This window comes from Brevundimonas sp. M1A4_2e (assembly GCF_053345555.1).
This window is the reverse complement of the sequence record NZ_JBKFAI010000003.1, coordinates 182,296-206,527: the sequence shown is the minus strand read 5'-3', so window position 1 is coordinate 206,527 and position 24,232 is coordinate 182,296. Positions and strand designations below refer to the sequence as shown.

19 protein-coding genes are annotated in these 24,232 nt (G+C 68.9%); 9 read left to right on the top strand and 10 right to left on the bottom strand.

What is annotated here, in order from left to right; genetic code table 11:
- Positions 1-171: 171 nt before the first annotated feature.
- The 3 genes from ACLBV5_RS07920 to ACLBV5_RS07910 form a co-directional block, all read right to left on the bottom strand.
- Complete coding sequence (locus tag ACLBV5_RS07920) at positions 172-885, bottom strand: M48 family metallopeptidase (protein ID WP_447605334.1); 714 nt, start codon at positions 883-885, stop codon at positions 172-174.
- Positions 851-2,131, bottom strand: coding sequence for a polyhydroxyalkanoate depolymerase (locus ACLBV5_RS07915; protein WP_447605333.1), 1,281 nt, complete (start codon positions 2,129-2,131; stop codon positions 851-853). Before ACLBV5_RS07915 ends, ACLBV5_RS07920 begins: the two co-directional genes overlap by 35 nt.
- Positions 2,132-2,229: 98 nt before the next feature.
- Positions 2,230-2,850: an SCO family protein gene (locus ACLBV5_RS07910; protein WP_447605332.1), complete on the bottom strand. Its 621-nt coding sequence runs from the start codon at positions 2,848-2,850 to the stop codon at positions 2,230-2,232.
- Between the two features lie 92 nt (positions 2,851-2,942).
- On the opposite strand from ACLBV5_RS07910, the gene ACLBV5_RS07905 reads away from it, so the two are divergent.
- The gene (locus ACLBV5_RS07905; protein WP_447605331.1) at positions 2,943-4,442 is read left to right on the top strand and encodes an ActS/PrrB/RegB family redox-sensitive histidine kinase; all 1,500 of its coding nucleotides are present in this window, start codon (positions 2,943-2,945) and stop codon (positions 4,440-4,442) included.
- A 70-nt stretch (positions 4,443-4,512) separates the two neighbouring features.
- Complete coding sequence (locus ACLBV5_RS07900) at positions 4,513-5,067, top strand: ActR/PrrA/RegA family redox response regulator transcription factor (RefSeq protein WP_134581876.1); 555 nt, start codon at positions 4,513-4,515, stop codon at positions 5,065-5,067.
- A 120-nt stretch (positions 5,068-5,187) separates the two neighbouring features.
- Here the strand turns inward: ACLBV5_RS07900 and ACLBV5_RS07895 are convergent, their stop codons facing one another.
- From ACLBV5_RS07895 to ACLBV5_RS07885, 3 genes are all read right to left on the bottom strand, one after another.
- A complete protein-coding gene (locus ACLBV5_RS07895) occupies positions 5,188-7,260 on the bottom strand; it encodes a transglycosylase domain-containing protein (protein ID WP_447605330.1) in 2,073 nt (690 codons plus the stop codon).
- Between the two features lie 83 nt (positions 7,261-7,343).
- A complete protein-coding gene (locus ACLBV5_RS07890; RefSeq protein WP_447605329.1) occupies positions 7,344-7,964 on the bottom strand; it encodes a class I SAM-dependent methyltransferase in 621 nt (206 codons plus the stop codon).
- Entirely contained in the window at positions 7,961-8,908 is a 948-nt protein-coding gene (locus ACLBV5_RS07885; protein ID WP_447605328.1) for an alpha/beta fold hydrolase, read from the bottom strand. The genes ACLBV5_RS07890 and ACLBV5_RS07885 overlap by 4 nt, the downstream gene beginning before the upstream one ends.
- A gap of 99 nt (positions 8,909-9,007) precedes the next feature.
- Between ACLBV5_RS07885 and ACLBV5_RS07880 the strand changes: the two genes are divergently transcribed.
- The 3 genes from ACLBV5_RS07880 (at position 9,008) to ACLBV5_RS07870 (ending at position 12,610) form a co-directional block, all read left to right on the top strand.
- On the top strand, positions 9,008-10,123 hold the full coding sequence (locus ACLBV5_RS07880) for an aromatic ring-hydroxylating dioxygenase subunit alpha (RefSeq protein WP_312447618.1): 1,116 nt from the start codon (positions 9,008-9,010) through the stop codon (positions 10,121-10,123).
- 61 nt (positions 10,124-10,184) lie between these two features.
- Complete coding sequence (locus tag ACLBV5_RS07875; protein ID WP_134581871.1) at positions 10,185-10,835, top strand: DUF1345 domain-containing protein; 651 nt, start codon at positions 10,185-10,187, stop codon at positions 10,833-10,835.
- A gap of 296 nt (positions 10,836-11,131) precedes the next feature.
- The gene (locus ACLBV5_RS07870) at positions 11,132-12,610 is read left to right on the top strand and encodes a DEAD/DEAH box helicase (protein WP_253121018.1); all 1,479 of its coding nucleotides are present in this window, start codon (positions 11,132-11,134) and stop codon (positions 12,608-12,610) included.
- A 146-nt stretch (positions 12,611-12,756) separates the two neighbouring features.
- Here ACLBV5_RS07870 and purH read toward each other — a convergent pair whose 3' ends face one another.
- From purH to rpe, 3 genes are all read right to left on the bottom strand, one after another.
- Positions 12,757-14,361 carry a bifunctional phosphoribosylaminoimidazolecarboxamide formyltransferase/IMP cyclohydrolase gene (gene purH / locus ACLBV5_RS07865; protein WP_447605327.1) on the bottom strand — a complete coding sequence of 535 codons (1,605 nt, stop codon included), beginning with the start codon at positions 14,359-14,361 and terminating at the stop codon, positions 12,757-12,759.
- A 72-nt stretch (positions 14,362-14,433) separates the two neighbouring features.
- On the bottom strand, positions 14,434-16,248 hold the full coding sequence (locus tag ACLBV5_RS07860; RefSeq protein ID WP_447605326.1) for a heparinase II/III family protein: 1,815 nt from the start codon (positions 16,246-16,248) through the stop codon (positions 14,434-14,436).
- Positions 16,245-16,925, bottom strand: a complete 681-nt coding sequence (gene rpe, locus ACLBV5_RS07855) for a ribulose-phosphate 3-epimerase (protein ID WP_447605325.1) — start codon at positions 16,923-16,925, stop codon at positions 16,245-16,247. Before rpe ends, ACLBV5_RS07860 begins: the two co-directional genes overlap by 4 nt.
- A 334-nt stretch (positions 16,926-17,259) precedes the next feature.
- On the opposite strand from rpe, the gene ACLBV5_RS07850 reads away from it, so the two are divergent.
- The gene (locus ACLBV5_RS07850; RefSeq protein ID WP_025976313.1) at positions 17,260-18,240 is read left to right on the top strand and encodes a magnesium transporter CorA family protein; all 981 of its coding nucleotides are present in this window, start codon (positions 17,260-17,262) and stop codon (positions 18,238-18,240) included.
- Here the strand turns inward: ACLBV5_RS07850 and ACLBV5_RS07845 are convergent.
- Entirely contained in the window at positions 18,237-18,968 is a 732-nt protein-coding gene (locus ACLBV5_RS07845; protein ID WP_025976312.1) for a TetR/AcrR family transcriptional regulator, read from the bottom strand. The genes ACLBV5_RS07850 and ACLBV5_RS07845 overlap by 4 nt on opposite strands.
- A 177-nt stretch (positions 18,969-19,145) precedes the next feature.
- Here ACLBV5_RS07845 and ACLBV5_RS07840 point away from each other — a divergent pair, with 177 nt between their 5' ends.
- The 3 genes from ACLBV5_RS07840 (at position 19,146) to sucC (ending at position 24,223) form a co-directional block, all read left to right on the top strand.
- Positions 19,146-21,356: a TonB-dependent receptor gene (locus ACLBV5_RS07840; protein WP_447605324.1), complete on the top strand. Its 2,211-nt coding sequence runs from the start codon at positions 19,146-19,148 to the stop codon at positions 21,354-21,356.
- A 137-nt stretch (positions 21,357-21,493) separates the two neighbouring features.
- On the top strand, positions 21,494-22,867 hold the full coding sequence (locus ACLBV5_RS07835) for a spinster family MFS transporter (RefSeq protein ID WP_278070041.1): 1,374 nt from the start codon (positions 21,494-21,496) through the stop codon (positions 22,865-22,867).
- A 165-nt stretch (positions 22,868-23,032) separates the two neighbouring features.
- Positions 23,033-24,223: an ADP-forming succinate--CoA ligase subunit beta gene (sucC, locus tag ACLBV5_RS07830; RefSeq protein WP_134581866.1), complete on the top strand. Its 1,191-nt coding sequence runs from the start codon at positions 23,033-23,035 to the stop codon at positions 24,221-24,223.
- The last annotated feature ends 9 nt before the right edge of the window (positions 24,224-24,232 follow it).

The following is a 24,232-nucleotide window of genomic DNA, read 5'->3' as shown; positions in this document are numbered from 1 at the left end:
CCTCCCCTTGAGGGAAGGTGGGCGCCGGAGGCGCTCGGATGAGGGGTGTCGGCGCGGTGTCTGAAGTTCTAGCGATCGGGCGCTGCAACAGCCGCTTAAGCCGCTGCGCTCACACCCCTCATCCGTCAGGCTGCGCCTGCCACCTTCTCCCTCAAGGGGAGAAGGGCCTCCTTACCCGCCCACGGCGTGCAGCGCCGCGCCATGGTCGCGCAGCCAGCGGCGGTGCGGGCGATGATCCCCGATCAGTCGAGCCACGACGGCCCAATAGGCCGGGCTGTGGTCGGCGTGGACCAGGTGGGCGACCTCATGCGCGGCCAGGTAGTCGGCCACGGCGGGCGGGGCCATGATGACGCGCCACGAGTAGCGGATCGAGCGGTTGTGCGGGCTGCACGAACCCCAGCGCGAGCGGGTGTCGACGATGGACACCTTCACCGGTCCCTGACCCAGGCTCTTCAGGTGGACCTGCGTGCGTTCGGTCAGGAAGTCGCGCGCAGCCCGGCGGAACCAGTTCTCGATGCGGCGAGAGAAGGCCTCGCCATGGCCGCCGGAACGCAGCACAGGCCCCTCGTCCGTTTCGATCAGGCGCGCGGCGCCCGCGCCGCCGCTCGCCTCCAGCCGCACCGGACGGCCCAGCCAGGTGACGACGGCGCCGGGTTCAAACGCCAGGGTCTCTACCCGCGCGGCCAGGCGTTCGGCGATCCATCCGGCCTTGGTGCGGGCGAAGGCCACGACCTCGCCAAGGCGCCGCTCGCTGGGGGCCACGGCCACGGCCTCGCCGGCGCGGGCGTCGATGCGGATCGACAGCCGCCGCGCGCGCGGATTGACCGACAGCCTCAGGGCGCCGCCGCCCTCAAGCGGCAGACGCTGACCGTTCCGGTACGACACTGAGGGCTTCGTTCTGGGCGATGAAATCGCGCACGCGGGGATAGATCTCCTCGCGGAAACGGCGGCCGTTGAAGACGCCGTAGTGGCCGACCTTGGGCTGGACGTAGAGCAGGCGGCGCTCGTCAGGAATGTTGGGCGTCAGGCCGTGCGCGGCCTGGGTCTGGCCGACGCCGGAGATGTCGTCCATCTCGCCCTCGATGGTGGCCAGGCCGATGTCGGTGATCGCCGTCAGATCGACGGTCTGACCGCGATGCTGCAACAGGCCGCGGGGCAGCAGGTGCTGCTGGAAGACGATGTCGATGGTCTGGAGATAGAATTCTTCGGTCAGGTCCAGGACCGACAGATATTCGTCGTAGAACTGCTCGTGCTTCTCGACCCCGTCGCCGTCGCCCGCCACCAGATCCTCGAAATAGCGGCGATGGGCGTCGACGTGTTTGTCCTCGTTCATCGACATGAAGCTGTAGAGCTGGACGAAGCCCGGATAGACCCGCCGCCCCACGCCTGGATAGGGCAGGGGCACGGTGTGGATCATGTTCGACTTGAACCAGGTGAAGGGCTTTTCCTCGGCCAGCTGGTTCGTCACCGTCGGCGACAGGCGCGCGTCGATGGGCGAGCCCATGAAGGTCATGGAGGCGGGGCGGTTCGGGTCGTTCTCGGCGGCCATCACGGCGCAGGCCGCCAGCACCGGCGGCCCCGGCTGGCAGACGCCGACGACGTGGGCGCGCGGGCCGACGGCGGCCAGCATGTCGCGCACATGGTCGATGTAGTCGTTGAAGTCGAAACGGCCTTCCAGCATCGGCACCTGGCGGGCGTTGGCCCAGTCGGTGACATAGACGTCGTGGTCCTGAAGGAAGGTCTCGACCGTGCCGCGCAGCAGGGTGGCGTAGTGGCCCGACAGCGGAGCGACGATCACCACGGCGGGCGCGGCGGCGGGTCGGCCCGCGCGTTTCAGGTCGCCGATGTTGCGGGCGAACCGCACCAGGCGGCACCAGGGCGAGGACCACACCACCTGTTCGGTGGTGCGCACGGGCTTGCCGTCGATCTCGATCGTCTCAAGGCCCCAGTCGGGCTTGCCGTAGCGGCGCGTCAGGCTTTCGAACACCTCGGCGGCGGCATAGGCGGTGCGGCCGATCGCCGTGTCCGCCGCCGGATTGAGCGGAGAGGTCCAGAACTGCCGGGCCATCTGGGCCCCGATCCGGAACGGCGTCGCTGAATGGTAGGCGAGCTCGTGAAAAGCGTAGAGCATGAAACCCCGAGTGCGGCCCCCCGCCGATGCGGATCGCCGATCATACAGGATGATGCGCTGCAAAAAAGCCCGGCCGCGCCGCGTTCAGGCAAAGGTGATCAGCCCTTCTCCATCGCGTTTTCGATCAGGGTCACGGTGCGGCTGGGCCCCAGATCGTGGGCGACGGCGCTCCGGAATTTGCCGTCCGGCCCCATCAGATAGACGGTCAGGCCGTGGTTCATGGTGTAGCCCTCGCCCTCGCCGACCTTCTGATAGAAGGCGCGGTATTCCTTGGCGACCTGGGCCACCTGTTCCGGCGTGCCGGTCAGGCCGATGACGCCGTCGGGGAAGCCGTCCGACGACAGATAGTCCTTCAGCATCTGCGGGGTGTCGCGCTCAGGGTCGATGCTGATGAAGACGATCTGCAGGTCCTTGGCCTTGTCGCCCATCCGTTCCTGCACGGCGTTCAGCACGCCAAGCGTGGTCGGGCAGTAGTCGGGGCAATAGGTGAAGCCGAAGAAGACCAGGCTCCACTTGCCCTCCAGAATCTTCTCATCGACGACCTGGCCGTCCTGATTGGTCAGGGTGAAGGAGCCGCCGACCAGGGGCTGGCCCGTCGCTGAATCCGTCGTCTGGGCCGCCTGTTGCCGACCGCCGACGACCACCATGGTGATCAGGCCCAGCGCCAGGGCGATGACCGCGCAGGCGGCGGCGAACAGGATGACGGGACGGCGGGGCATGGCCTCTCCTTAGGCGAGAACAACGCGGATCATCGGGCGGGCGCGACACGGCATACCGTGCAGCCGCCCCTCGCGCGGTCTATAGAAGAGGGGTGAGCCCGACAGAAGCCCCCATACCGCCGCACGCCCCGCTGCACCTCCTGGCCCAGGCGGGCGGCGAACTGGCCGGTCTGCCCGAACTGCCCCGGCGCGGGCGCGGCCTGTCGCTGCGCACCCTGATCGTGCTGCGGTGGCTGGCGGTGATCGGCCAGACCTGCGCCATCCTGACCGCCTATTTCGCCCTGCATTTCCCCTTGCCGTTATGGGAGTGCCTGACGGTGATCGGCGCGGGCGTGGCGATGAACCTGGCCACGATGGCGCGGGCGCGGCGCATCGACGGCAGCCTGCCGGACGGGCCGAGAACCGCCGCCCAGCTGGGCTTCGACATCCTGCAGCTGGCGACGCTGCTGGCCCTGACCGGCGGTCTGGCCAACCCCTTCTGCCTGTTGTTGGTCGCGCCGGTGACGATCGCGGCGGCGGCCCTGCCTGCGCGGCAGGCGGTCATTCTGGGCGTCATGGCCCTGATCGCCGTGGGCTTCCTGTTCTCCTGGTCCCTGCCCCTGCCGTGGCGCCTGCATGAGCATCTGGAGCTGCCGGGCCTCTACCGTCTGGGGCTGGGCCTGGCGCTGGTGACCGGGGTGCTGTTCACCTCCGGCTATGCGTGGAAGGTGGCGGCCGACGCCGACAAGCTGGAGCTGGCCCTGGCCACCACGCAGGACGTGCTGCAGCGCGAACAGAGGCTGGCGGCCCTGGGCGGTCTGGCCGCCGCCGCCGCCCATGAACTGGGCACGCCCCTGGCCACCATACAGGTCGTCGCCAAGGAGATGCTGCGGGACGCCCCCGCCGACAGTCCCGCCGCCGAAGACGCCGGCCTGATCCTGCAGCAGGCCGAGCGCTGCCGCGCCATCCTGAAGCAGTTGTCGGCCCAGCCCCAGGAAGGCGACGCCCTGTTCGCCGACATCGATCTGAAGGCCCTGCTGGAAGAGGTGGCCCAGCCGCATCGGGGCTTTGATCTGGACTTCGACATCGCCGTGAAGGCGCCGCCCGGCCAGCCCGTGCCGCGCGTGCGCCGCCTGCCCGAGATCGTCCACGGCCTGTCCACCCTGGTCGAAAACGCCGCCGACTTCGCCACCGCGCGGGTGCAGCTGACCGCCGTGGTCGATGCGGGATGGATCGAGATCGACATCGTCGACGACGGCCCCGGCTTCGCCTCTGAGATCCTGCCGCGCCTGGGCGAGCCCTATGTGACCAGCCGTCCGCAGGCCAAGGCCCGCCGGGCCCTGGCGGCCCAGATCGCCTCGGCGTCCAGCCCGGCGCGCAGGGGACGACGCGCGCCGCCGCCTCCGGTCACCGCCCCCATCGCGCCCAGCCAGGGCGGCATGGGGCTGGGCTTCTTCATCGCCCGCACCCTGCTGGAACGGACCGGCGCCAAGGTTTCGGTCGGCGCGGGCGCGCCCGCCAAGGGCCAGCCCGGCGGCGCCCTCGTCTCCGTGCGCTGGGCGCGTCAGGCGCTGGAAGTCACCGCCTCGGCGATGGATGGCGGCGGAACCTGATGTCGCAGTTGCGAGCTTGGCCCTTGACCCTGCGTCGTTGACGCACGACCTGAAACCTCAGGAGAATTTCATGTCCGAACTCGAGACCCAGATCGCCGCCCTCAACGACAAGTCCCTGCTGCTGCTGGACGATGATCAGGCGCTGCGCACCCGGCTGGGCCGGGCGCTGGAATCGCGCGGGTTCGCCGTCTCTGTCGCCGGTTCGGTGGCCGAGGCCAGCGACGCCCTGCGCCAGTCGGTCCCCGCCTTCGCGGTCCTGGACATGCGGCTGGAGGACGGCAACGGCCTGAAGGTGGTCGAGATGATCCGCGAGCGGCGCGAGGACGCCCGCATCGTCATGCTGACCGGCTACGGCGCCATCGCCACGGCCGTGGCGGCGGTCAAGGCGGGCGCGGTCGACTATCTGCAGAAGCCCGCTGACGCCGACGACGTGGTCAAGGCTCTGCTGTCGACCGGCGAGGCGCCCGAGCCGCCAGAAAACCCGATGTCGGCCGACCGTGTGCGCTGGGAGCATATCCAGCGGGTCTATGAGCTGTGCGACCACAACGTGTCCGAGACGGCGCGCCGCCTGGGCATGCACCGGCGCACCCTGCAACGCATCCTGGCCAAGCGCGCGCCGCGATAGGCTGCTTTTTGCGCGCTATGCTCGCGACGCGGTCGCTCGCGGCTTGAGCGCCTTACTCTTCTCCTTCACCCCTCGTGGGACAAGGCGGCCCGCTCCGAGGGGAGAGGGGCGCCCAGTCGGTCAGAAGAACAGCGCGTCCGGGCGCCGTTCCTGCTGGGGCGCAGGGGGCGTCTGCGGCGGGGCGGGCCGGGCCGCCGGGGCCTGTTGCGGCTGGACCGGTTGCTGAGCCTGGCCGTCGATGATCACCGGCGGCGGAGCGTCGTAGGGCGTGGCCGCGGCGTAAGGGTCCTCGACCTGGCCCATCAGATCGCCGACCGGATCGGGCGGGATCCAGCCTTCGGGCAGGGGCGGACCGTTGGGAATGGCCTGGACCGCCAGCTTGGGCAGGGCGGCTTCCATAAAGCCGCGCCAGATGGCGGCGGGGGCCGCGCCGCCAGTGACCCGGGCCATCGGCTTGTTGTCGTCCTTGCCGACCCAGACGGCGGCGACGAAGCCGCCAGTGTAGCCGACGAACCAGGCGTCCTTGTAATCCGAGGTGGTGCCGGTCTTGCCGGCGATGTCGCGCCCGCCGATCGCCGCCGAGCGGCCGCTGCCCGAAGTGACGACGCCGCGCAGCATCTGGTTCATGTAATAGAGCGGCGGATTGTTGATGGCCTGGCCGCCTTCCGACGGGCCGTGGGTATAGATCACGCGGCCGGACGGCGTGCGGATCCGGCTGATGCCATAGGCGTCGACGCGGCGGCCGCCGTTGGCGAAGGCGTCATAGGCCTGAGCCATCTCCAGCGGGCTGACCTCGACGGCGCCGAGCGCCATGGACGGCTGCAGGCCGATCTCGCTGGAGATCCCGAGGCGACGGGCGGCCCGGGCCACGCTGTCGCGCCCGACCTGATCGGCGACATAGGCCGCGACCGTGTTGGTCGATTGGGCTACGGCCTGGGCCAGGGTCATCTGCCCCGAGAAATTGCCGGAATAGTTGCGCGGCGACCAGCCGCCGATGGTCACGGGCTGGTCCACCACCGGGGTCTGCGGCGTATAGCCCGCCTCGACGGCGGCCAGATAGACGAAGGGCTTCCAGGCCGAGCCCGCCTGACGCCGCGCATCCACCGCGCGGTTGAACTGGCTGTCGCCGTAGGAGGCGCCGCCGATCATGGCGCGCACCCGGCCGTCGCCGTCCAGCGCGACTAGGGCCGCCTGTTCGACGCCCTTGCCCTTGTCGCGGTCCAGGATGCGGCGCACGGCGCGCTCGGCGTCGGTTTGCAGCGTCAGGTCCAGCGTCGTCTCGACCACCATGTCCTCGGTCGGTTCGCCGACCAGGGTGCGGATCTGCTTGTCCAGCCAGTCGATGAAGTATTGGGCGTGCTGGCTGGCCAGGGTCTTGGACACCCGCACCGGCTCGGCCACGGCGGCCTCGCGCTGGGCCGGGGTGATGGCGCCGACCTCAACCATTTCGTTCAGCACGACGTTGGCGCGTGTCGCGGCGCGCTCGCTTTCGGAGACGGGGGAATAGCGCGAGGGCGCCTTCAGCAGGCCTGCCAGCAGGGCGGCCTCGCCGACCGTCAGCTTGTCGGCGCTCTTGTCGAAATAGCGCTGCGAGGCGGATTCGATGCCGTAGGCGCCCGCGCCGAAATAGACGCGGTTCAGATACAGGGCGAGGATTTCCTTCTTGGAGAACTTCATCTCCAGCCACACGGCCAGGATCAGCTCCTGCACCTTGCGCTTCATGTTCTGATCAGGCGTCAGGAACAGGTTCTTGGCCAGCTGCTGGGTGATGGTCGAGCCGCCCTGAACCACGCGCCCGGCCCTCAGGTTCGAGGCCATGGCCCGGCTCATGCCGATCGGATCGAAACCGGGGTGGTGATAGAAGCGGCGATCCTCGATCGCCACGAAGGCGGCGGGGACGTAGTCGGGCAGGGCGTCCAGATCGACCGGCGGCGCCATCTGGGTGCCGCGCACCGCGATCAGGGCGCCGGAGCGGTCCAGATAGGTGATCGAGGGCTGGCGATCGACTTCATACAGGCTGGAGGTGTCCGGCAGGTCGCGCGCAAAGACGGCCAGGAAGACCACGGCGAAGATCAGGCCCCAGACGGCCAGCACCGCGCCCCAGTAGAATAGGCGGCCGACGACGGTTCGGCGCGGGCGTGCTCCACCCTGCTCGTTGCGGTCGGGTCCGCGGTCGTTGCGCGCCATGAACATCCCTCTATGCCAGCGACGTGGACCCTAGCCGTTCCCGTCGCCGGCGAAAACGCCCCCGTTTTCGATCACGCCAGCGTGTGCGCCTATTTCGCCGAAAGAATGGCGCGGCGGGCCAGCCAGACGCCGTTCCCGCCGCCGTTCTCCACCGCCAGTCCGGCCCTGGTCAGCGCGGCGCGATACGCCTCAGGGGCCAGGCTGCCGTGATAGAGGGCTTCGCCGCGCCACTCGCCGATCGCCTCGCCGTGGGCGGGTCCGGCAGTGAACATCAGCCGGCCGCCGGGCGTGACACGGGCGGCCAGGGCGGGCAGAACCGCTGTTTGCGCTTCCGGAGTCAGGTGGAACAGGCTGTGCCAGGCCAGAACGCCGTGAAAAGCGTCGTCCGGCAAGGCGTCGCGCATGTCGCCGATACGCCAGTCGCCGCCAGGCAAGGTCTCGCGCGCATGGGCGATCAGGCCGGGCGAGGCGTCGAGGCCGACGACCTCGAACCCGCGCTCCAGCAGGGCGGCGCCCATGGGCCAGCCCGAGCCGCAGCCGACGTCCAGAACCCGGGCGCCGCGCGGCCAGCCCTGCGTGAAGCGGTCCAGCCAGGCGGCTTCGTTCCAGTCGCCTTCATCCCGGCGCAGCACGACGCCCCGGTCGCGAATCCAGTCGGCGGCCTTGTCCTGATAGAGGCCGACGATCCGATCCGCAGCCGGATGGCTCACTTGGCCAGGAAGGCGTCCAGCGCGCCATGGAAGGCGTCGGGCTGGTCGAACATGATGAAGTGGGCGCTGTCGTCGATGCGCTTCAGCCTGGCGCCGGGCAGGGTCGCGAACGACATCTGATAGATGGCGTCGGTGATCGCATCGGTCATGCGGGCGTCGTTGAACTTGACGTAGAGCACCTCGGTCGGGGCGGTGATCTTGGCCAATTCGGGTCGCAGGTCGGTGGTCACCAGTTCGCGGAAGGCGGCGGCCGAGACTTTCTGGTCGCTGGCCCGCATGTCTTTCAACGCCTCTTCGCGGCGGCTTTCGGTGTTGATCATGCCGTTGATGGAGGCTGTGGCCTGGGCGACGTAGGCCTCGCGCGGGCTGGTCGACTGGGCGATCCAGATCTGATCGGCGACGGGGGTCACGCTCTCGGCCGTCGCGCCGGGCGCGCCGAACATGGCGCCCATGAAGGGGATCATGTCCACGACCATCAGCCTGCCGACCAGATCGGGGTGACGCGCGGCCAGCATCATGCCCATGGTCCCGCCCATGGAATGGCCGACGACGGCGGGCTTGTTCAGATGCTGTTCGCGGATGTAGCGGGCGATGTCCTCGGCCACGGGGGCGCCGACCGGTTGGGGCGCGTCGCCCTGGGCGTTGGCTTGAGGCGCGGCGCCCGCGAAACCGGCGACGTGGATGCGGTGGACGCGATAGCGCCCGGCCAGGTGATCGACCGTCCCCTGCCAAACCGCGGGCGAGGACGACAGGCCGGGGATCAGGATCAGGTCGGGCGCGCCTTCCGGTCCGTCGACGCGGACGCTGAGGCGGTCGGAGGCGAAGGCGGCGTGCGCCGCGCCGTGGGCCGCGTGATTGACATGGCCGTCCTGAGCCACGGCGGGAGCGGCGGCCAGCAACAGGGCGGCGGCGCCGAAAAAGGCGGTGGAGGCGGTGCGGATCAAGGCGTCTCTCCCAAAGAGAATTTGAGGCAGATTAATTCATCGGCTGAGGAAGGGAATGGCCTTTGGACGGCTGACCGTCCCTGCTGCTACAAGGCGGCCATGACTGCAGACGCCGCGCCCGCACCCTCTACTGCTCCAGAAGCGAAAGCCCCGCCGACCGCTTTCGGCAAGGGCTTCATCACCGACGCCTGGTATCTCGTCGCCCTGGCGCGCGACGTGCCGGTGGCCAGCCTGAAGCGCTATGAGATTATGGGCGAGCCGGTGCTGATCGGCCGCACTCGCGCGGGGGAGGTCTATGGCATGCGCGACATCTGCCCCCACCGCGCGGCGCCGTTGTCGGCCGGGCGCCTGGTCGAGAAGCCGGGCGAGGGCGAGACGATCGAGTGCCCCTATCACGGCTGGCGCTTCCGTCCCGATGGGGTGTGCGCGGCCATTCCGTCGCTGGTCGAGGATCAGGCGTTCGAGGCGAACCGCATCAAGGTCCGCTCCTATCCGGTGCGCGAAAGTCAGGGCATGGTCTTCGTCTGGATGGCGGCCGACGCGCGCAACCCGTCCGAGCCGGATCAGGAACCGCCGCTGTTCCCCGGCGCCGTCGGCCAGCCGCGCCTGGTCGAGGCGATGGATTTCGACAGCCATATCGACCACGCTGTCGTCGGCCTGATGGACCCCGCCCACGGCCCCTATGTCCACCAGCAGTGGTGGTGGCGCTCGGAGCATTCCATGCACGAGAAGGCCAAAACCTTCGCCCCGGTCGACTTCGGCTGGGCCATGGTGCGCCATGCGCCGTCCTCGAACAGCCGCCTGTACAAGGTGCTGGGCGGGGCGCCCGCGACCGAGATCACCTTCCGCCTGCCGGGCTACCGCTGGGAGCATATCCAGGTCGGCGCCAAGCAGGTGCTGGCCCTGACCTGCCTGACGCCGGTGAGCGAGACCAAGACCCGCATCACCCAGATCTTCTGGTCCGACCACTGGGTGTTCGGCATCGCCAAGCCCTTCCTGCGCATGGGCGTCGTCGCCTTCCTCAAGCAGGACGGCGGCATGGTGAACCTGCAGAACGAGGGGCTGAAATACGACCCGGCCCTGATCTGGATCGACGACGCCGACAAACAGGCGAAATGGTATCAGCAGCTGAAGCGCGAATGGCTGAAGAGCCGCGCCGAGGGCCGCGCCTTCGTCAATCCGATCAAGGAGACGGTGCTGCGCTGGAAGAGCTGATGGCGGAACTCCGGCGGCTCAGCTCTGGCCGTTCCGTGCGGAACCGCGCAATCATGCCGTCATGAAGTCGGTCGCCCGCCTCTTTCGTCTGCATTTGGCCCTGTGGTTGGGCCTGGCGGTCATGGCGGCCGCGAGCGCCGTTTCGCCCGTAACCTGGGGCTGGCCGATGCGGCTGGCGGTCGCGTGGGACGCGGGCGTGGCGGCCTTTCTGCTGCTGACCTTCGTGCGGCTCAGCCGAACCCGATCGGTGGCGACCATCCGCGCGCGGGCGGCGGAAATGGACCAGGCGGGCAGGGCGGTTCTGCCGCTCAGCCTGTTGGCGGCGGGGGCCAGCGTCTTCGTCATCGTCTTGATGGCGGCCTCGGGGGGCAAGCCAACGGCGACGGCGGCGACGCTGACCGTGGCCACCATCGCCCTCAGCTGGCTGTTCGTGCAGACCATCTTCGCCCTGCATTACGCCCATGAATTCTATGCGCCGGCCGGGACCGGCCAGGGCGACCGCCAAGGGCTGATGTTCCCCGGCGAGGACGACGCCGACTATTGGGACTTCCTGCACTTCGCCCTGATCATCGGCGTGGCGAACCAGACCGCCGACGTGCAGATCTCCAGCCAGCGCCTGCGCCGCATCGCCACCGTCCACAGCATCCTGGCCTGGCTGTTCAACACGGTGATCCTGGCCCTGGCGGTCAATCTGGCGGTCAACCTGCTGTAGGCTTTCGGCGGGTTCGCCTTGACTTGGCCGCTATTGAGGTCCATCTGCGCTGCATCGCACAATGCGGTGACCGGCGCGTTCCAGCGCGTGTTTGGGCTTCCCTGACCGGAAGGCCTGTCTGTCGAGCGGCCGGATCATTCGATTTCATACGTCGTCCATACACGCGGGGCGGCGCCCGTTCCCCGCCCGATTTCGGGCAGGCGACGTGCGCCCTTTTGTGAAGGTCTGGTTCGTCCAGCCGCGCGCGCCGCCGTTCGTGAAAGACAGACGTGAGCGACACTCTTACTTTTGAATCCATGGGCCTGAACAAGGCTCTGCTGACCGCCCTGGCCGCAACCGGCTACGAGAAGCCGACGCCGATCCAGGCCAAGTCCATCCCCGACGTGATGAAGGGCAAGGACCTGCTGGGCATCGCCCAGACCGGCACCGGCAAGACGGCGGCCTTCGCCCTGCCGATCCTGCATCGCCTGGCCGAGAACCGCGTGGCGCCCAAGCCGCGCACCACGCGCTGCCTGGTCCTGAGCCCGACGCGCGAACTGGCGACCCAGATCGCCGACAGCTTCAAGCAATACGGCGCCCACCTGGGCTTCCGCGTGGCCGTCATCTTCGGCGGCGTGAAATACGGCCCGCAGGAACGCGCCCTGCAACAGGGGCTTGACGTGCTGGTCGCGGCGCCCGGCCGCCTGCTGGACCACCTGCAGCAGAAGACGCTGGACCTGTCGCAGACCGAGATCTTCGTCCTGGACGAGGCCGACCAGATGCTGGACCTGGGCTTCATCAAGCCGATCCGCCAGATCGTCAGCCGCATCCCGGCCAAGCGTCAGAACCTGTTCTTCTCGGCCACCATGCCGTCGGAGATCGGCAAGCTGGCGGGCGAGCTGCTGAAGGACCCGGTCAAGGTCCAGGTCACGCCGCAGGCCACCACGGTCGAGCGCATCCAGCAGTCGGTGATCTGGGTCGAACAGGGCAAGAAGCGCGCCCTGCTGACCGAGCTGTTCTCCGACCCCGCCTATACGCGCTGCCTGGTCTTCACCAAGACCAAGCACGGCGCCGACAAGGTCGCGGCCTATCTGGAGGCGGGCGGCGTCGAGGCCGGCGCCATCCACGGCAACAAGAGCCAGCCGCAACGCGAGCGCGCGCTTGAGGCCTTCAAGAACGGCAAGCTGCGCGTCCTGGTCGCCACCGACATCGCCGCGCGCGGCATCGACGTGGACAAGGTCACCCACGTGGTGAACTTCGAGCTGCCCTATGTGCCGGAAGCCTATGTCCACCGCATCGGCCGTACGGCCCGAGCGGGCAAGGACGGCACCGCCATCAGCTTCGTCGCCGGCGACGAGATGAAGCTGCTGAAGGACATCGAGAAGGTCACGCGCCAGAAGATCCCCGCGATCGACCGCCGCAACGACAAGGCGCTGGCCCAGCTGGACGCCTCCATCATGGCGGCGGGCGTGGCCAAGAAGGCGACCCTGCCTGAACGTGAAGGCCGCTCGGACGGCGAAGGTCGGGGCGGGCGTGGTCGCGGCGGCCGCAACCCGCACCGTGAAGGCGTCAAGCAGGAGGCCGGCGGTCAGCCGCACCGCCAGCGTCGCGGCCGCAACGGCGCGCCTGCGGTTGAGCGCGCGGCGCCGGTCTACGATCCGATGGCGGGCGATCGCGCCCGCTCGTCGGTGCGCGCAGCGCCGTCCGCCGAGCCCAAGCCGGTCGGCGAACTGCAGCGCCGCCCGCGTCGTCGTCGCCCGTCGAACGGGGGCAAGGGCCACGCCGCCCACGGCTGATACAGCAAAGCCCGCTCGCTCCCCGCGGAGCGGGCGGCGCGGGCCGCCGGCGACAGGGTCGGCGAGGCGCGGCGCGCCTCCACCGCCTTAAAGGTTGCAAACCCGCTCAAGCAGCAGGCGGCCGCGCCGCCTGCCTTAGCGGTCTATCAGTGCCTGAACACCCGCACGCCGGTGAAGGCCATGGCGATGTTGCGTTCGTCGGCGGCGGCGATGACTTCCTCGTCGCGGATCGAGCCGCCCGGCTGGATCACCGCCGTGGCCCCGGCGGCGACGGCTTCCAGCAGGCCGTCGGCGAAGGGGAAGAAGGCTTCGGACGCGCAGGCCGAGCCTTCAGCCAGCGAATGGGCCAGACCCTTGGCCTCGCCGGCTTCCTTGGCGCGGATGGCGGCGATGCGGGCGCTGTCGCGACGGTTCATCTGGCCCGCGCCGATGCCCGCCGTCTGGCCGTCCTTGGCGTAGACGATGGCGTTGGACTTGACGTGCTTGGCCACGGTGAAGGCGAACAGCATGTCCTGGATCTCGGCCGGCGTCGGCTGGCGGCGCGTGACGATCTTCAGGTCTTCCGGCTTGATCAGCGAGCGGTCGCGCGACTGCACCAGGAAGCCGCCGGCCACCGAGCGGAACACCTCGCCCGGGCCGTGCGGGTCAGGGAGACCATTCGTGATCAGCAGGCGCAGGTTCTTCTTGGCGGCGAAGACTTCCTTGGCCTCGTCGTCCGCGCCCGGCGCGATGACCACCTCGGTGAAGATGCCGGTGATGGCGCGGGCGTCCTCGCCCGTCAGCGGGCGGTTGACGGCGATGACGCCGCCGAAGGCCGACACGGCGTCGCATTCCAGCGCGCGGGCGTAGGCCTCCGACAGGGTGTGGCCGACGGCCACGCCGCAGGGGTTGGCGTGCTTGACGATGACGCAGGCCGGGGCCTCGAACTCGGCGACCAGCTCATAGGCGGCGTCGGCGTCGGCGATGTTGTTGTAGCCCAGCTCCTTGCCCTGGATCTGGGTGGCGTAGGCCACGCCAGGGCGCTTCTCGCCGGTGCGGTAGAAGGCGCCGGTCTGGTGCGGGTTTTCGCCATAGCGCAGCGTTTGCGCCAGCGAACCGGCGATCGCCTTGCGCGCCGGGGCGGCGTCTTCCAGCTGACCGGCGAACCACGACGACACGGCGGCGTCATAGGCGGCGGTGCGGGCGAAGGCGCGGGCGGCCAACTGCTTGCGCAGCGCCAGCGTGGTCGTTCCGTCGGCCTTCAGCGCCTCGACGATCAGGCCGATGCTCTCGGCGTCCACGGCGACGGCGACGTGGCCGTGGTTCTTGCTGCCCGAGCGGATCATGGCCGGGCCGCCGATGTCGATGTTCTCGATGGCCGCTTCAAAGCCGCCGCCGGATTCCAAGGTCTTCTCGAACGGATAGAGATCGATCCAGACGATGTCGATCGGGCCGATGCCGTGCTCGGTCATGGCGGCGGCGTGGGCCGGGGCGTTGCGCACGCCCAGCAGGCCGCCGTGCACGACCGGGTGCAGGGTCTTGACCCGGCCGTCCATCATCTCCGGGAAGCCGGTCAGGTCGGCCACATCCTTGACCGGCAGGCCGAAGCCCGCGATCGCCGCCTTGGTGCCGCCGGTCGAGACCAGCTCGACGCCCAGCCCCGCCAGGGTGCGCGCGGCGTCTTCCAGCCCCGCCTTGTCCGACAGGGAGATCAGGGCGCGGACGGGCTTGATCGCGTCCGGGGCGGGCGGAAAGTCGGGAGCGGCGGGCATGGGCGGCGTCCGTTTACGGCTGGGGCGGGGAGATGGCGGGCCTCTAGCACCAACGGGACACGGCGTCAGCCCTTACTCGGGATCGCCGCTCGCGCCGGCCGGGCTCAGCTTCCAGCGGACCTTGGTTTCGGCGTCGGTGCGGGCCGAGCCGCGCACGACGATCTGCAAGGAGCGGCGGGTCAGGCCTTCGTCGATGTGGACGGCGGGCTCGATGGCTACGTCGGGGCCGTCGCTGCGGAACCACCAGCCGCGTCCGGACGGGCCGCGCAGCAGGATGGAGCGGCGGTCGCGGGCCAGCGAGGCTTGGACCCCCGGCTCCAGCTGGAAGCGCAGGGCGTAGGGGGCGGCGATGGCCCGGGTCGCTTCGGGGCGGCCTTCGGGCGGGTGCAGCCGCTCCTCGGCGCGCAGTTCGTCCAGCCGCTGGTCGATGTAGAGGCGGCGCTGGTGCATCAGGCCGTACTGCGCCATCCAGCCGTCGTGCTCGACCTCCAGCCAGACCGCGCCGTCGCCTTCCTGATGCTGGCGCGTGACGTGCAGGGCGGGGCCGACGAGGCGCGGGCCCAGCAGCTCGCCCTTCCAGCCCGCCAGAGGCTCGGCCAGAGGCTGTTCGCCCAGCGTCAGGGTCGAGGCGCCCGGCGTCAGGCGCAGGGCCTGTCGGTCCAGGGCGCGCGGCGTCCATCCCGCCGAGGTGAATAGGCGGTCTCGGCCGCAGACGACCTCCAGGGCCGCGGGCTGGCCGCAGGCGGCGGCCGACCAGGCGTTGCGCGCCGGGGCCTCGACATCGACCACGACGGTCAGCAGAGGGCTGGAGACGCGCAGCAGGCCGCCGACCACGCCGCTGGGCGGGGCGGCGGGGGCGTCGTCATGCGCGCGGGCGGCGGCGATGCGCTCAGGCGTGGAGGGGCCGCCGCCCTGAAACACGGCCAGCTTCCGATCGGGCAGGGTCTGCAGGCGCAAGGCCATCGTCAGGCGCGAAATGGCCTCGGCCACCTGCTCGGGCGTGACTTCGGACAGCTGGGCCAGGGCGTCGTCCAGCGTCAGCAGGTCGAGCAGCAGCTCCAGCCCCCTTTCCGGCGCGCGCGAGGCGTGGGCGCCGTCGGGGGCGACCGTGGCGGTCAGGGCGGCGGGCAGACGTTTCAGGGCCTTGTTGCGGATGGCGGCGCCGGCCTTGCCGGTCAGGGCGCATCCCGCGACGGCGGCGGCGGTCAGACGCTCGGCCCGGCCCAGGATCCCGCCGGGCGGCCGCAGCAGCTGGCGCGCCTGATGGGCCAGGATGTCGGTCAGCTTCAGGCGCTCGACCTCGGTCGCTGCGCCCGCCAGCCGCCGTCCGGCGCAGGCCAGGTGATAGACGCGGCGGGCCAGAATGTCCGGATCCCAGGAAAAGGGCGACCAGCGGCTGAAGACCTCATGCCAGGCCAGGGTCAGGGCCAGGACTTCGCGCACGCCGCGATCGCCCTGTGCCATCATGGCGGGCAGCCAGTTGAAGCTGTGCAGCTCGACGGCGAAGGCGCGGCTGGGCGTGGGGCTGTTCCACAGCTCGGCCGGGGTTCCGGCGTCCAGGCTCAGGCCCGCCAGCGTCAGCTTGCCCGACAGCAGGGGACGTGGCGCCTCTTCGGGCAGGGGGCGGAAGTCGCGCGGGCTGACGGCGAAACCCTCGGCGGTCGGACCGCCCAGCGTCAGGCCGTAGCCGGGCAGGCCGTACAGTTCGATCCACGCCTGGCGCGCCACCAGCCCCTTGGCGACCGAGGCCCACAGGCGCGGGTCCGGTCGGGCGCCGGAGGCGGGGCGCACGGGGGTCCGCATCGGGGCGCCCTTCAGGCCGGGGATGTGCCCTTCGGCCAGGGGGACGTCGCTGTCGCGCGGGGCGAAGGGGCCGAGGGGGCTCACGCGGCGGGGGCCTTCAGGGCCTGGATGTTGGCGGCATAGGCGTCCGGCCCGCCCTTGAAGACGAAGGAGCCGGCGACCAGCGCATCGGCCCCGGCGGCGACGCAGGCCCCGGCGTTGGCGGCGACCACCCCGCCGTCCACTTGCAGGTGCGCCTTTGATCCGGCGCGGTCGAGGATGGCGCGGGCGCGCTCGATCTTCCGCAGCGAGGTCTCGATGAATTTCTGACCGCCGAAGCCTGGATTGACCGACATGATCAGCACCAGATCGACCAGTTCGACCGCCTCTTCCAGCACGCTCAATGGCGTGGCCGGATTGAAGACGAGGCCCGCCTTGGCGCCCAGTTGGCGGATGTGGCCGAGCGTGCGGTGGACGTGGGGGCCGCTTTCGGGATGGACGCTCATGATGTCGGCGCCCGCCGCGCGATAGGCCTCCAGCCAGTTGTCGACCGGGGCGACCATCAGGTGCACGTCGAACGGCAGGCTGGTGTGCGGGCGCAGGGCCTTCACCACGTCCGGGCCGATGGTCAGGTTGGGCACGAAATGGCCGTCCATGACATCGACGTGGATCCAGTCGGCGCCGGCCGCCTCAAGCGCCCGGATTTCCTCGCCCAGGCGAGAGAAGTCGCTGGCCAGGATGGAGGGGCAGATCAGCGGGGCGGTCGCGGCGGTCTGGGTCATGGCCCTGCGACTTACGTGGGTGTGAGGCGAGGGGCAAGCCGGGCTGCGGACGCAAGGTCGCGTGTTGCGCATGGATTTCGATCAGGCGGGGCTTTTGCGGGCGCTGGGCGGAAAGGTGATGCTGAAGCCTCCGCCGGGTCCTGGCGGAGGGGCGGGCGGTTGACCCTGGTTTGCGAACGGGTCAAGACGCCTGCGCCGTCCAGATGCCTGTCGTGGGGCGGCGTCTTTTTGGAAACCCTCAGATGAACCCCGAAGACCGAAGTCTGTCTTCAACTTCTTCGACGCTCTGAGGACGTTCGCTTCCGCGCGAGCGCCCTCGCGAAAGGAAGCAACCATGCTGAACGCCTATGACTGGCGGGCCGATCGGCTCGTGCGCCTCGATACGACCGTGGATCACGGCCCCGCCTGCTGGATCGATCTTGTCTCTCCGACCGCGCAGGAGGCGGCGGCTCTGGAGATCCTGACGGGCATCGACCTCCCCAGCCGTGACGAGATGGACGATGTCGAGCCGTCCGCCCGCCTCTACGCTGAAGACGGGGGCGTCTTCATGATCGCCGCCGTGGCGACGGATCTAGAGACCCACGATCCGATCAAGACGCCGGTGACCTTCATCCTGAAGGGCGGGCGGCTGGTGACGGTCAGCTACGGCCAGCCGCGCTCCTTCCAGACCTTCATCGCCCACGCCACCCACAAGCCCGGCGAGCGGCTGGCCAGCGGCGAGGCCGTGATGATGGGGCTGATCGAGGCGGTGATCGACCGCTACGCCGACGCCCTGGAAACCAAGGGGCTGGAGCTGGACGCCATCTCGCGGATGATCTTTCGCAAGCGCGACCCCAAGGCGATGGAGAGCCACAACCTTCAGGCCGTGATCCGCGACATCGGCCGGGCGGGCGACTTCCTGGGCCTGATCCGCGAGAGCCTGTCCAGCCTGCAGCGCCTGCTGGCCTATCATGCAGCCGTGTCGGGCGCGCGGGCCGGGAGCAAGGCCGATCGCGAGGGGCGCCAGACCGTGCGTCTGCTGCAGCGGGACGCGGCGGCGTTGAGCGAGCTCAGCGTCTCCATGTCCTCCAAGGTGACCTTCCTGATGGACGCCACCCTGGGCCTGATCAATCTGGAGCAGAACCAGATCATCAAGATCTTCTCGGTCGCGGCCGTGGCCCTGCTGCCGCCGACGCTGATCGCGTCGATCTACGGCATGAACTTCGACGTCATGCCGGAACTGCACTGGCGGTACGGCTATCCGGCGGCGGTGGGGGCGATGATCCTGTCGGCGGCTCTGCCCTATTTCGTCTTCCGCAAGAAACGCTGGCTCTAACCGTCCTGAGACGGGCCGCAGACCGCGCGGAAACCGGCGGCGGCGAAGCGCACCATGTAGTCGCAGGCGCTGTCCAGATCGCCTGACCGGCACAGGCCGCCGGACAGGCGATCCAGCCGTCCCGTCTCGCCCAGCGTCAGGGTCAGGGCGCCCGACAGGTTGTGCCAGGCCCAATAGAGCTGCTCGTCCCGCGCCTCCGGCATGATGCGTTTGACCAGTTCAAGCAGGCGTCGGATGGCCGGGTCGAAATAACGGGCCATGGTCTCGCCGCCGAAGGCAGGCTGGGCGTTCGTCTGGGCCACCAGGGCGGCGTAGTGCTTCCATCCCGGCCCGCCCTTCAGCGACCACTGGAAAGGCGGGCGCAGGAAGGCTTCGAGCAGGCCTTCCAGCGTCATGGCCGGGCCCGTCGCCTCGGCGTAGCGATCCATGGCGGCGACGCGCTCGCTGTTCCACACCTCGGCGCGGCGGTTGAAGACGGAGTCGAACAGCTCCTTCTTGGCCCCGAAATAATAGTGGACCAGGGCCGTATCCACGCCCGCCTCGCGCGCCACCTCGCGGATGGTGACGCCATAGAAGCCGTGCTTGGAAAACAGGTCCTCGGCCGCGTTCATGATGGCGTCGCGGGTCTCTCCAACGGCGGACGCCTTGGATTTCTTGGGCCGACCGCGCCGCGCCGGGGCGGCGGGCGAGGGGGGAATCTGGGGCGGCGGCAGGTCGCTCTTCGTCATGGTCGGAAGCTAGTCGCGCTTTGGGGGTTAGTGCAACGGCGCCACAGGGAGGGCCTTTCCGTGACGCAAATCAGGCTTGGCCGTTTGACAGTCGGCCGAAACCCGGTCACCTATGCTGAAAATCATTGAACGCTGAATAAAAGCGTCGATCGGGCCGGAAACATGATTGGGATTGAAATGAACAGACTCGTGAAAACCGCCCTTCTGGCGGGCGCCGCCTTCGGCGTGATGGCTTCGGCCGCGCAGGCGCAACAGGCTCCGGCCATGGAGGCGCAGGCCTCGACTGTCGACGACATCATCGTCAGCGCGCGCCGCCGTGACGAAGCGCTGAAGGACGTGCCGGTGTCGGTGTCGGCCATGAGCGCCGAGCGCCTGGAGCAGACCGGCGCTTCGGACATCACCGCCCTGCAGCAGCAGACGCCCAACGCGACCGTTCAGGTGGCGCGCGGGTCCAACTCGACCCTGATTTCCTTCATTCGCGGCATCGGCCAGCAAGACCCGCTGTGGGGCTTCGAGCCCGGCGTGGGCCTGTATGTCGACGACGTCTATGTGGCGCGCCCGCAAGGCGCCGTGCTGGACATTTTCGATATCGAGCGCATCGAGGTCCTGCGCGGGCCGCAGGGGTCGCTGTACGGCCGCAACACGGTCGGCGGCGCCATCAAATACGTCACGTCGCGTCTGGACCCTGACGCGCCGGAGCTGACGCTGCGCGGCGCTTACGGCAGCTACAACCAGATCGATCTGCTGGCCCAGGGCTCGATGCCGGTGACCGACAAGCTGCGCATCGGCGGCGCCGTCGCCAGCTACAACCGCGACGGCTACGGCGAGAACCTGAACACGGGCGCCGAGCACTACGACAAGGATGTCCTGGCCGGCCGCGTCAGCGTCGAGTTCCAGCCCACCGACAACACCTTCTTCCGCCTGGCCTATGATCGCGTCGAGGACCGCTCGAACCCGCGTCACGGCCACCGCGAGAAGGCCGGGGTCGGCCCCGGCGCCGGCGTTCCGGGCAGCGTCTATGACACCTACGCTGGCCTGGGCGACCGCAACAAGGTCACCACTGAAGGCGTCTCGCTGACGGCTCAGGTCGACCTCAACGACGTGTGGACGGTCAAGTCGATCACCGCCTATCGCTCGGGCGACACCGACACCCTGATCGACTTCGACAACACGCCGGCGCCGACGCTGGACGTGCCGGCCATCTACGGCGACCACCAGTTCACCCAGGAATTCCAGGCGCTGTTCAGCACCGACCGCATCCAGGGCGTGGCGGGGATCTTCTACCTGGACGGCACCGCCTCGGGCGCCTTCGATACCATCGCCCAGAACTTCGGCATCGTCATCGGCACGGCCGGCTACGTGAAGACGACCAGCATCGCGCTGTTCACCGACATCAACCTGGACCTGACCGATCGTCTGCACCTGGGCCTGGGCGCACGCTATACGGTCGACGACAAGACCGGCCACGTGTTCCGCGCCAACTATCTGGGCGCGACCCGCAGCCCGCTGCTGGGCGGCGCGGCGCGCGCCCCGATCCTGCTGCGCACCGACTACACGCGCTCGAACAGCTTCGATCAGTTCACGCCCAAGGCCTCGCTGTCCTACGACTTCTCGGACCGCATCACCGGCTACGCCTCCTATTCCAAGGGCTATAAGTCGGGCGGCTTCGATATGCGCGGCGACGCCATCCTGACGCCGAACACGGTCAACGGCTACCAGCCGGAAACGGTCGACTCGTATGAAATCGGCCTGAAGGGTTCGGCCTTCGACCGTCGCCTGAGCTTCGCCTCGGCCGTCTTCTACAACGAGTACCAGGACCAGCAGGTCACCACCCAGGTTCCGGCCGTGGGCGGCATCGCCAGCTTCGTCGACAACGTCGGTTCGTCCAAGTTCTACGGGGTTGAAGTCGAAGGCTCTCTGATCCTGACCGACAGCCTGACGGCCAACTTCGCCGTCGGCTACCTGGACTCCAAGTTCGAGCAGTTCCTGCGCTACAACCTGACCACCCAGAAGTACGAGGATATCTCCGACCTGGTCGTGCTGCAGAATGCGCCCAAGTGGACCGGCTACTTCGGCCTGACGTGGCTCGGCGAAGTGGCCGGCGGCTCGCTGGCGGTGACGCCCTCGGTCAGCTACCGCGATGACTACAGCCAGTTCGAGTTCCCCAACCCGGTGCTGGACCAGGACGCCTTCGCCCTGGTGGACCTGTCGGTCGTGTGGACGGACCCCAGCAACAAGTGGACCGTCGGCCTGCACGGCAAGAACCTGACCGATGAGGAATACCGCGTCGGCGCCTACAACTTCGCGGGCGCGGCCTACAACGACTCCCTGATCGGCTACTACGGCCCGCCGCGCACCGTCACGGCGTCGCTGCAGTACAAGTTCTGATCGGGTTTTTTCTCCTGAACGCCTGATCATCTGATCACGGGCGGCGGTTCGCTGGAGCCGCCGCCCTTCTTTTTTCCATGGCGCGGGGCGGCCAGGCCGTTACCGTCGCGGGACAGCAAACCAGTCGGGGAACGTCCATGAGTGAGATCGGAGCGGCCAAGGCCGAAGCAGCGGCGGTCGACGCCCGCGCCGCTTCGCCGGGCTATCGCTACTATGTGTTGGGGATCCTGATCCTCATCTATATGCTGAACTTCCTGGACCGGCAGATCATCGGCATCCTGGCCGCGCCGCTGAAGGCGGAGTTCAACCTCAGCGACACTCAGTTCGGCCTGCTGGGCGGCCTGGCTTTCGCCCTGCTGTATTCGACCCTGGCGATCCCCATCGCCTGGCTGGCGGACCGCTTCAGCCGGGTGTGGATCATGACCGGCGCCCTGACCATCTGGTCCGGCTTCACCGCCCTGTGCGGCGTGGCGGGCGGCTTCGGCTCTCTGTTCCTGTGCCGGATGGGCGTGGGCATCGGCGAGGCGGGCGGGGTGGCTCCGGCCTATTCCCTGATTTCGGACTATTTTCCCAAATCGCAGCGGGCGCGGGCCTTGGCGGCCTACGCTTTCGGCATTCCGCTGGGCATGGCGGCGGGCACGCTCGTGGGCGGCCTGCTGGCGGCCACCTACGGCTGGCGCACCGCCTTCATCGTCGTCGGGATTCTGGGCGTGCTGGTGGCCCCGGTGCTGCGGCTGACGGTCAAGGATCCCAAGCGCGGCGGCCTGGACGTGGAGCCCTCTGCGCCGACTGCAGCGCCCGTCGAGGCGCCCAAGGCGCCGCCCTTCATGCAGGTGGTGCGCACCCTGGCGCCCAAGCCCAGCTTCTGGCTGCTGTCGTTCGGCGCGGCGGCCTCGTCGGTGTGCGGCTACGGCGTCGCCGCCTGGCTGCCCAGCTTCTTCATGCGCAGCTTCGGTCTGAGCCTGTCGCAGACCGCCTGGTATTACTCGGCCATCGTCCTGGTCGGCGGGGTGGCGGGCATCTGGCTGGGCGGGTCGATGGCGGATCGCCTGGGCAAGAAGTCCAAGTCGGCCTATCCGCTGACGCCGGCGATCGCCTTCCTGATCTCGGTGCCCTGTTTCATCCTGGCGATGAACTCAGGCGCGGTGGTCGGCGCCGTCATGCCGGGCTCGGACCCCAACGGCTTCGCCTCCCTGGCTCTGGCCTTCGCGATCTTCCTGATCCCCACGGGGCTGAACCTGGTGTGGCTGGGGCCGATCACGGCGGCGGTGCAGCATCTGGGCGGGCCGTCGATGCGGACCACGGCCTCGGCCCTGTTCCTGCTGATCAACAACCTGCTGGGGATCGCCGTCGGCATCTATTATTTCGGCTGGATGAGCGACCTGCTGCGTCCGACCTTCGGGGAGGAGAGCCTGCGCTGGGCCATCTATACCGGCATGGGCTTCTACCTGCTGTCCTCGGCCCTGTTCATCTGCGCCTCGCGGACGCTGAAGAACGACTGGGTCGACTGACCGCCTGAAAAACAGTCTGGGCGGGGGCGGCGCGGGGCCGCCGCCCGGCATTAGAAAATCCTTGTGAGGCCATAAACAGACAGGCGGTTGCGCTGGCGAAGGCGCGACGCCTATAAGCGCGGCCAAAGTTTCCACAAACCTCCCTCAGAACGGCGCGGGTCCAACATGAACATTCACGAGTATCAGGCCAAGCAGGTCCTCAAGGGCTACGGCGCCCCGGTTGCGGACGGCGTCGCCATCACCTCGGCCGACCAGGCCGAAGCCGCCGCCAAGCAACTGCCTGGCCCGCTTTATGTCGTGAAGTCGCAGATCCACGCCGGCGGCCGCGGCAAGGGCAAGTTCAAGGAACTGGGCGCCGACGCCAAGGGCGGCGTGCGTCTGGCCTTCTCGATCGAGGAAGCCGTCGCCCACGCCAAGGAAATGCTGGGCAACACCCTGGTGACCGCCCAGACGGGCGAGGCCGGCAAGCAGGTCAACCGCCTGTACATCGAAGACGGCGCCGACATCGCCCGTGAGCTGTACTGCTCGCTGCTGGTCGACCGCTCGGTCGGTCAAACCGCCTTCGTCGTCTCGACCGAAGGCGGCATGGACATCGAGGAAGTGGCCCACGCCACGCCCGAGAAGATCCACACCATCGCCATCAACCCGGAAGCCGGCGTGACCGCCGAGAACATCGCCGCCATCAACGCCGCGCTGGAGCTGACGGGCGACGCCGCCGAAGACGGCAAGTCGCTGTTCCCGATCCTGTACAAGGCCTTCGTCGAGAAGGACATGGACATGCTCGAGATCAACCCGCTGATCGTCATGGAGAACGGGCGCCTGCGCGTTCTGGACGCCAAGGTCTCGTTCGACGGCAACGCCCTGTACCGCCACGAAGACATCCGCGCCCTGCGCGATGAGACCGAGGAAGACGCCAAGGAGATCGAGGCCTCCAAGTGGGACCTCGCCTATGTGGCTCTGGACGGCAACATCGGCTGCATGGTCAACGGCGCCGGTCTGGCCATGGCGACGATGGACATCATCAAGCTGTACGGCAAGGAACCCGCCAACTTCTGCGACGTCGGCGGCGGCGCCTCGAAGGAGAAGGTCGCAGCGGCCTTCAAGATCATCACCGCCGACCCCAAGGTCGAAGGCATCCTGGTCAACATCTTCGGCGGCATCATGAAGTGCGACGTCATCGCTGAAGGCGTCGTCGCCGCGGTGAAGGAAGTGGGCCTGAAGGTGCCGCTGGTCGTGCGTCTGGAAGGCACGAACGTCGAGCTGGGTAAGAAGATCCTGAACGAGTCGGGTCTGGCCATCACGGCCGCCGATGACCTGGACGACGCCGCCCAGAAGATCGTCGCGGCGATCGCCTAAGGCTCGGCC

Bases quoted from the DNA above. Each gene is read 5' to 3' on its own strand.
- ACLBV5_RS07915 (WP_447605333.1), bottom strand. From the start codon at position 2,131: ATGCTCTACGCTTTTCACGAGCTCGCCTACCATTCAGCGACGCCGTTC.
- ACLBV5_RS07910 (WP_447605332.1), bottom strand. From the start codon at position 2,850: ATGCCCCGCCGTCCCGTCATCCTGTTCGCCGCCGCCTGCGCGGTCATC.
- ACLBV5_RS07900 (WP_134581876.1), top strand. From the start codon at position 4,513: ATGTCCGAACTCGAGACCCAGATCGCCGCCCTCAACGACAAGTCCCTG.
- ACLBV5_RS07895 (WP_447605330.1), bottom strand. From the start codon at position 7,260: ATGTTCATGGCGCGCAACGACCGCGGACCCGACCGCAACGAGCAGGGT.
- ACLBV5_RS07880 (WP_312447618.1), top strand. From the start codon at position 9,008: ATGACTGCAGACGCCGCGCCCGCACCCTCTACTGCTCCAGAAGCGAAA.
- ACLBV5_RS07875 (WP_134581871.1), top strand. From the start codon at position 10,185: ATGAAGTCGGTCGCCCGCCTCTTTCGTCTGCATTTGGCCCTGTGGTTG.
- ACLBV5_RS07870 (WP_253121018.1), top strand. From the start codon at position 11,132: ATGGGCCTGAACAAGGCTCTGCTGACCGCCCTGGCCGCAACCGGCTAC.
- purH (WP_447605327.1), bottom strand. From the start codon at position 14,361: ATGCCCGCCGCTCCCGACTTTCCGCCCGCCCCGGACGCGATCAAGCCC.
- rpe (WP_447605325.1), bottom strand. From the start codon at position 16,925: ATGACCCAGACCGCCGCGACCGCCCCGCTGATCTGCCCCTCCATCCTG.
- ACLBV5_RS07850 (WP_025976313.1), top strand. From the start codon at position 17,260: ATGCTGAACGCCTATGACTGGCGGGCCGATCGGCTCGTGCGCCTCGAT.
- ACLBV5_RS07845 (WP_025976312.1), bottom strand. From the start codon at position 18,968: ATGACGAAGAGCGACCTGCCGCCGCCCCAGATTCCCCCCTCGCCCGCC.
- ACLBV5_RS07840 (WP_447605324.1), top strand. From the start codon at position 19,146: ATGAACAGACTCGTGAAAACCGCCCTTCTGGCGGGCGCCGCCTTCGGC.
- ACLBV5_RS07835 (WP_278070041.1), top strand. From the start codon at position 21,494: ATGAGTGAGATCGGAGCGGCCAAGGCCGAAGCAGCGGCGGTCGACGCC.
- sucC (WP_134581866.1), top strand. From the start codon at position 23,033: ATGAACATTCACGAGTATCAGGCCAAGCAGGTCCTCAAGGGCTACGGC.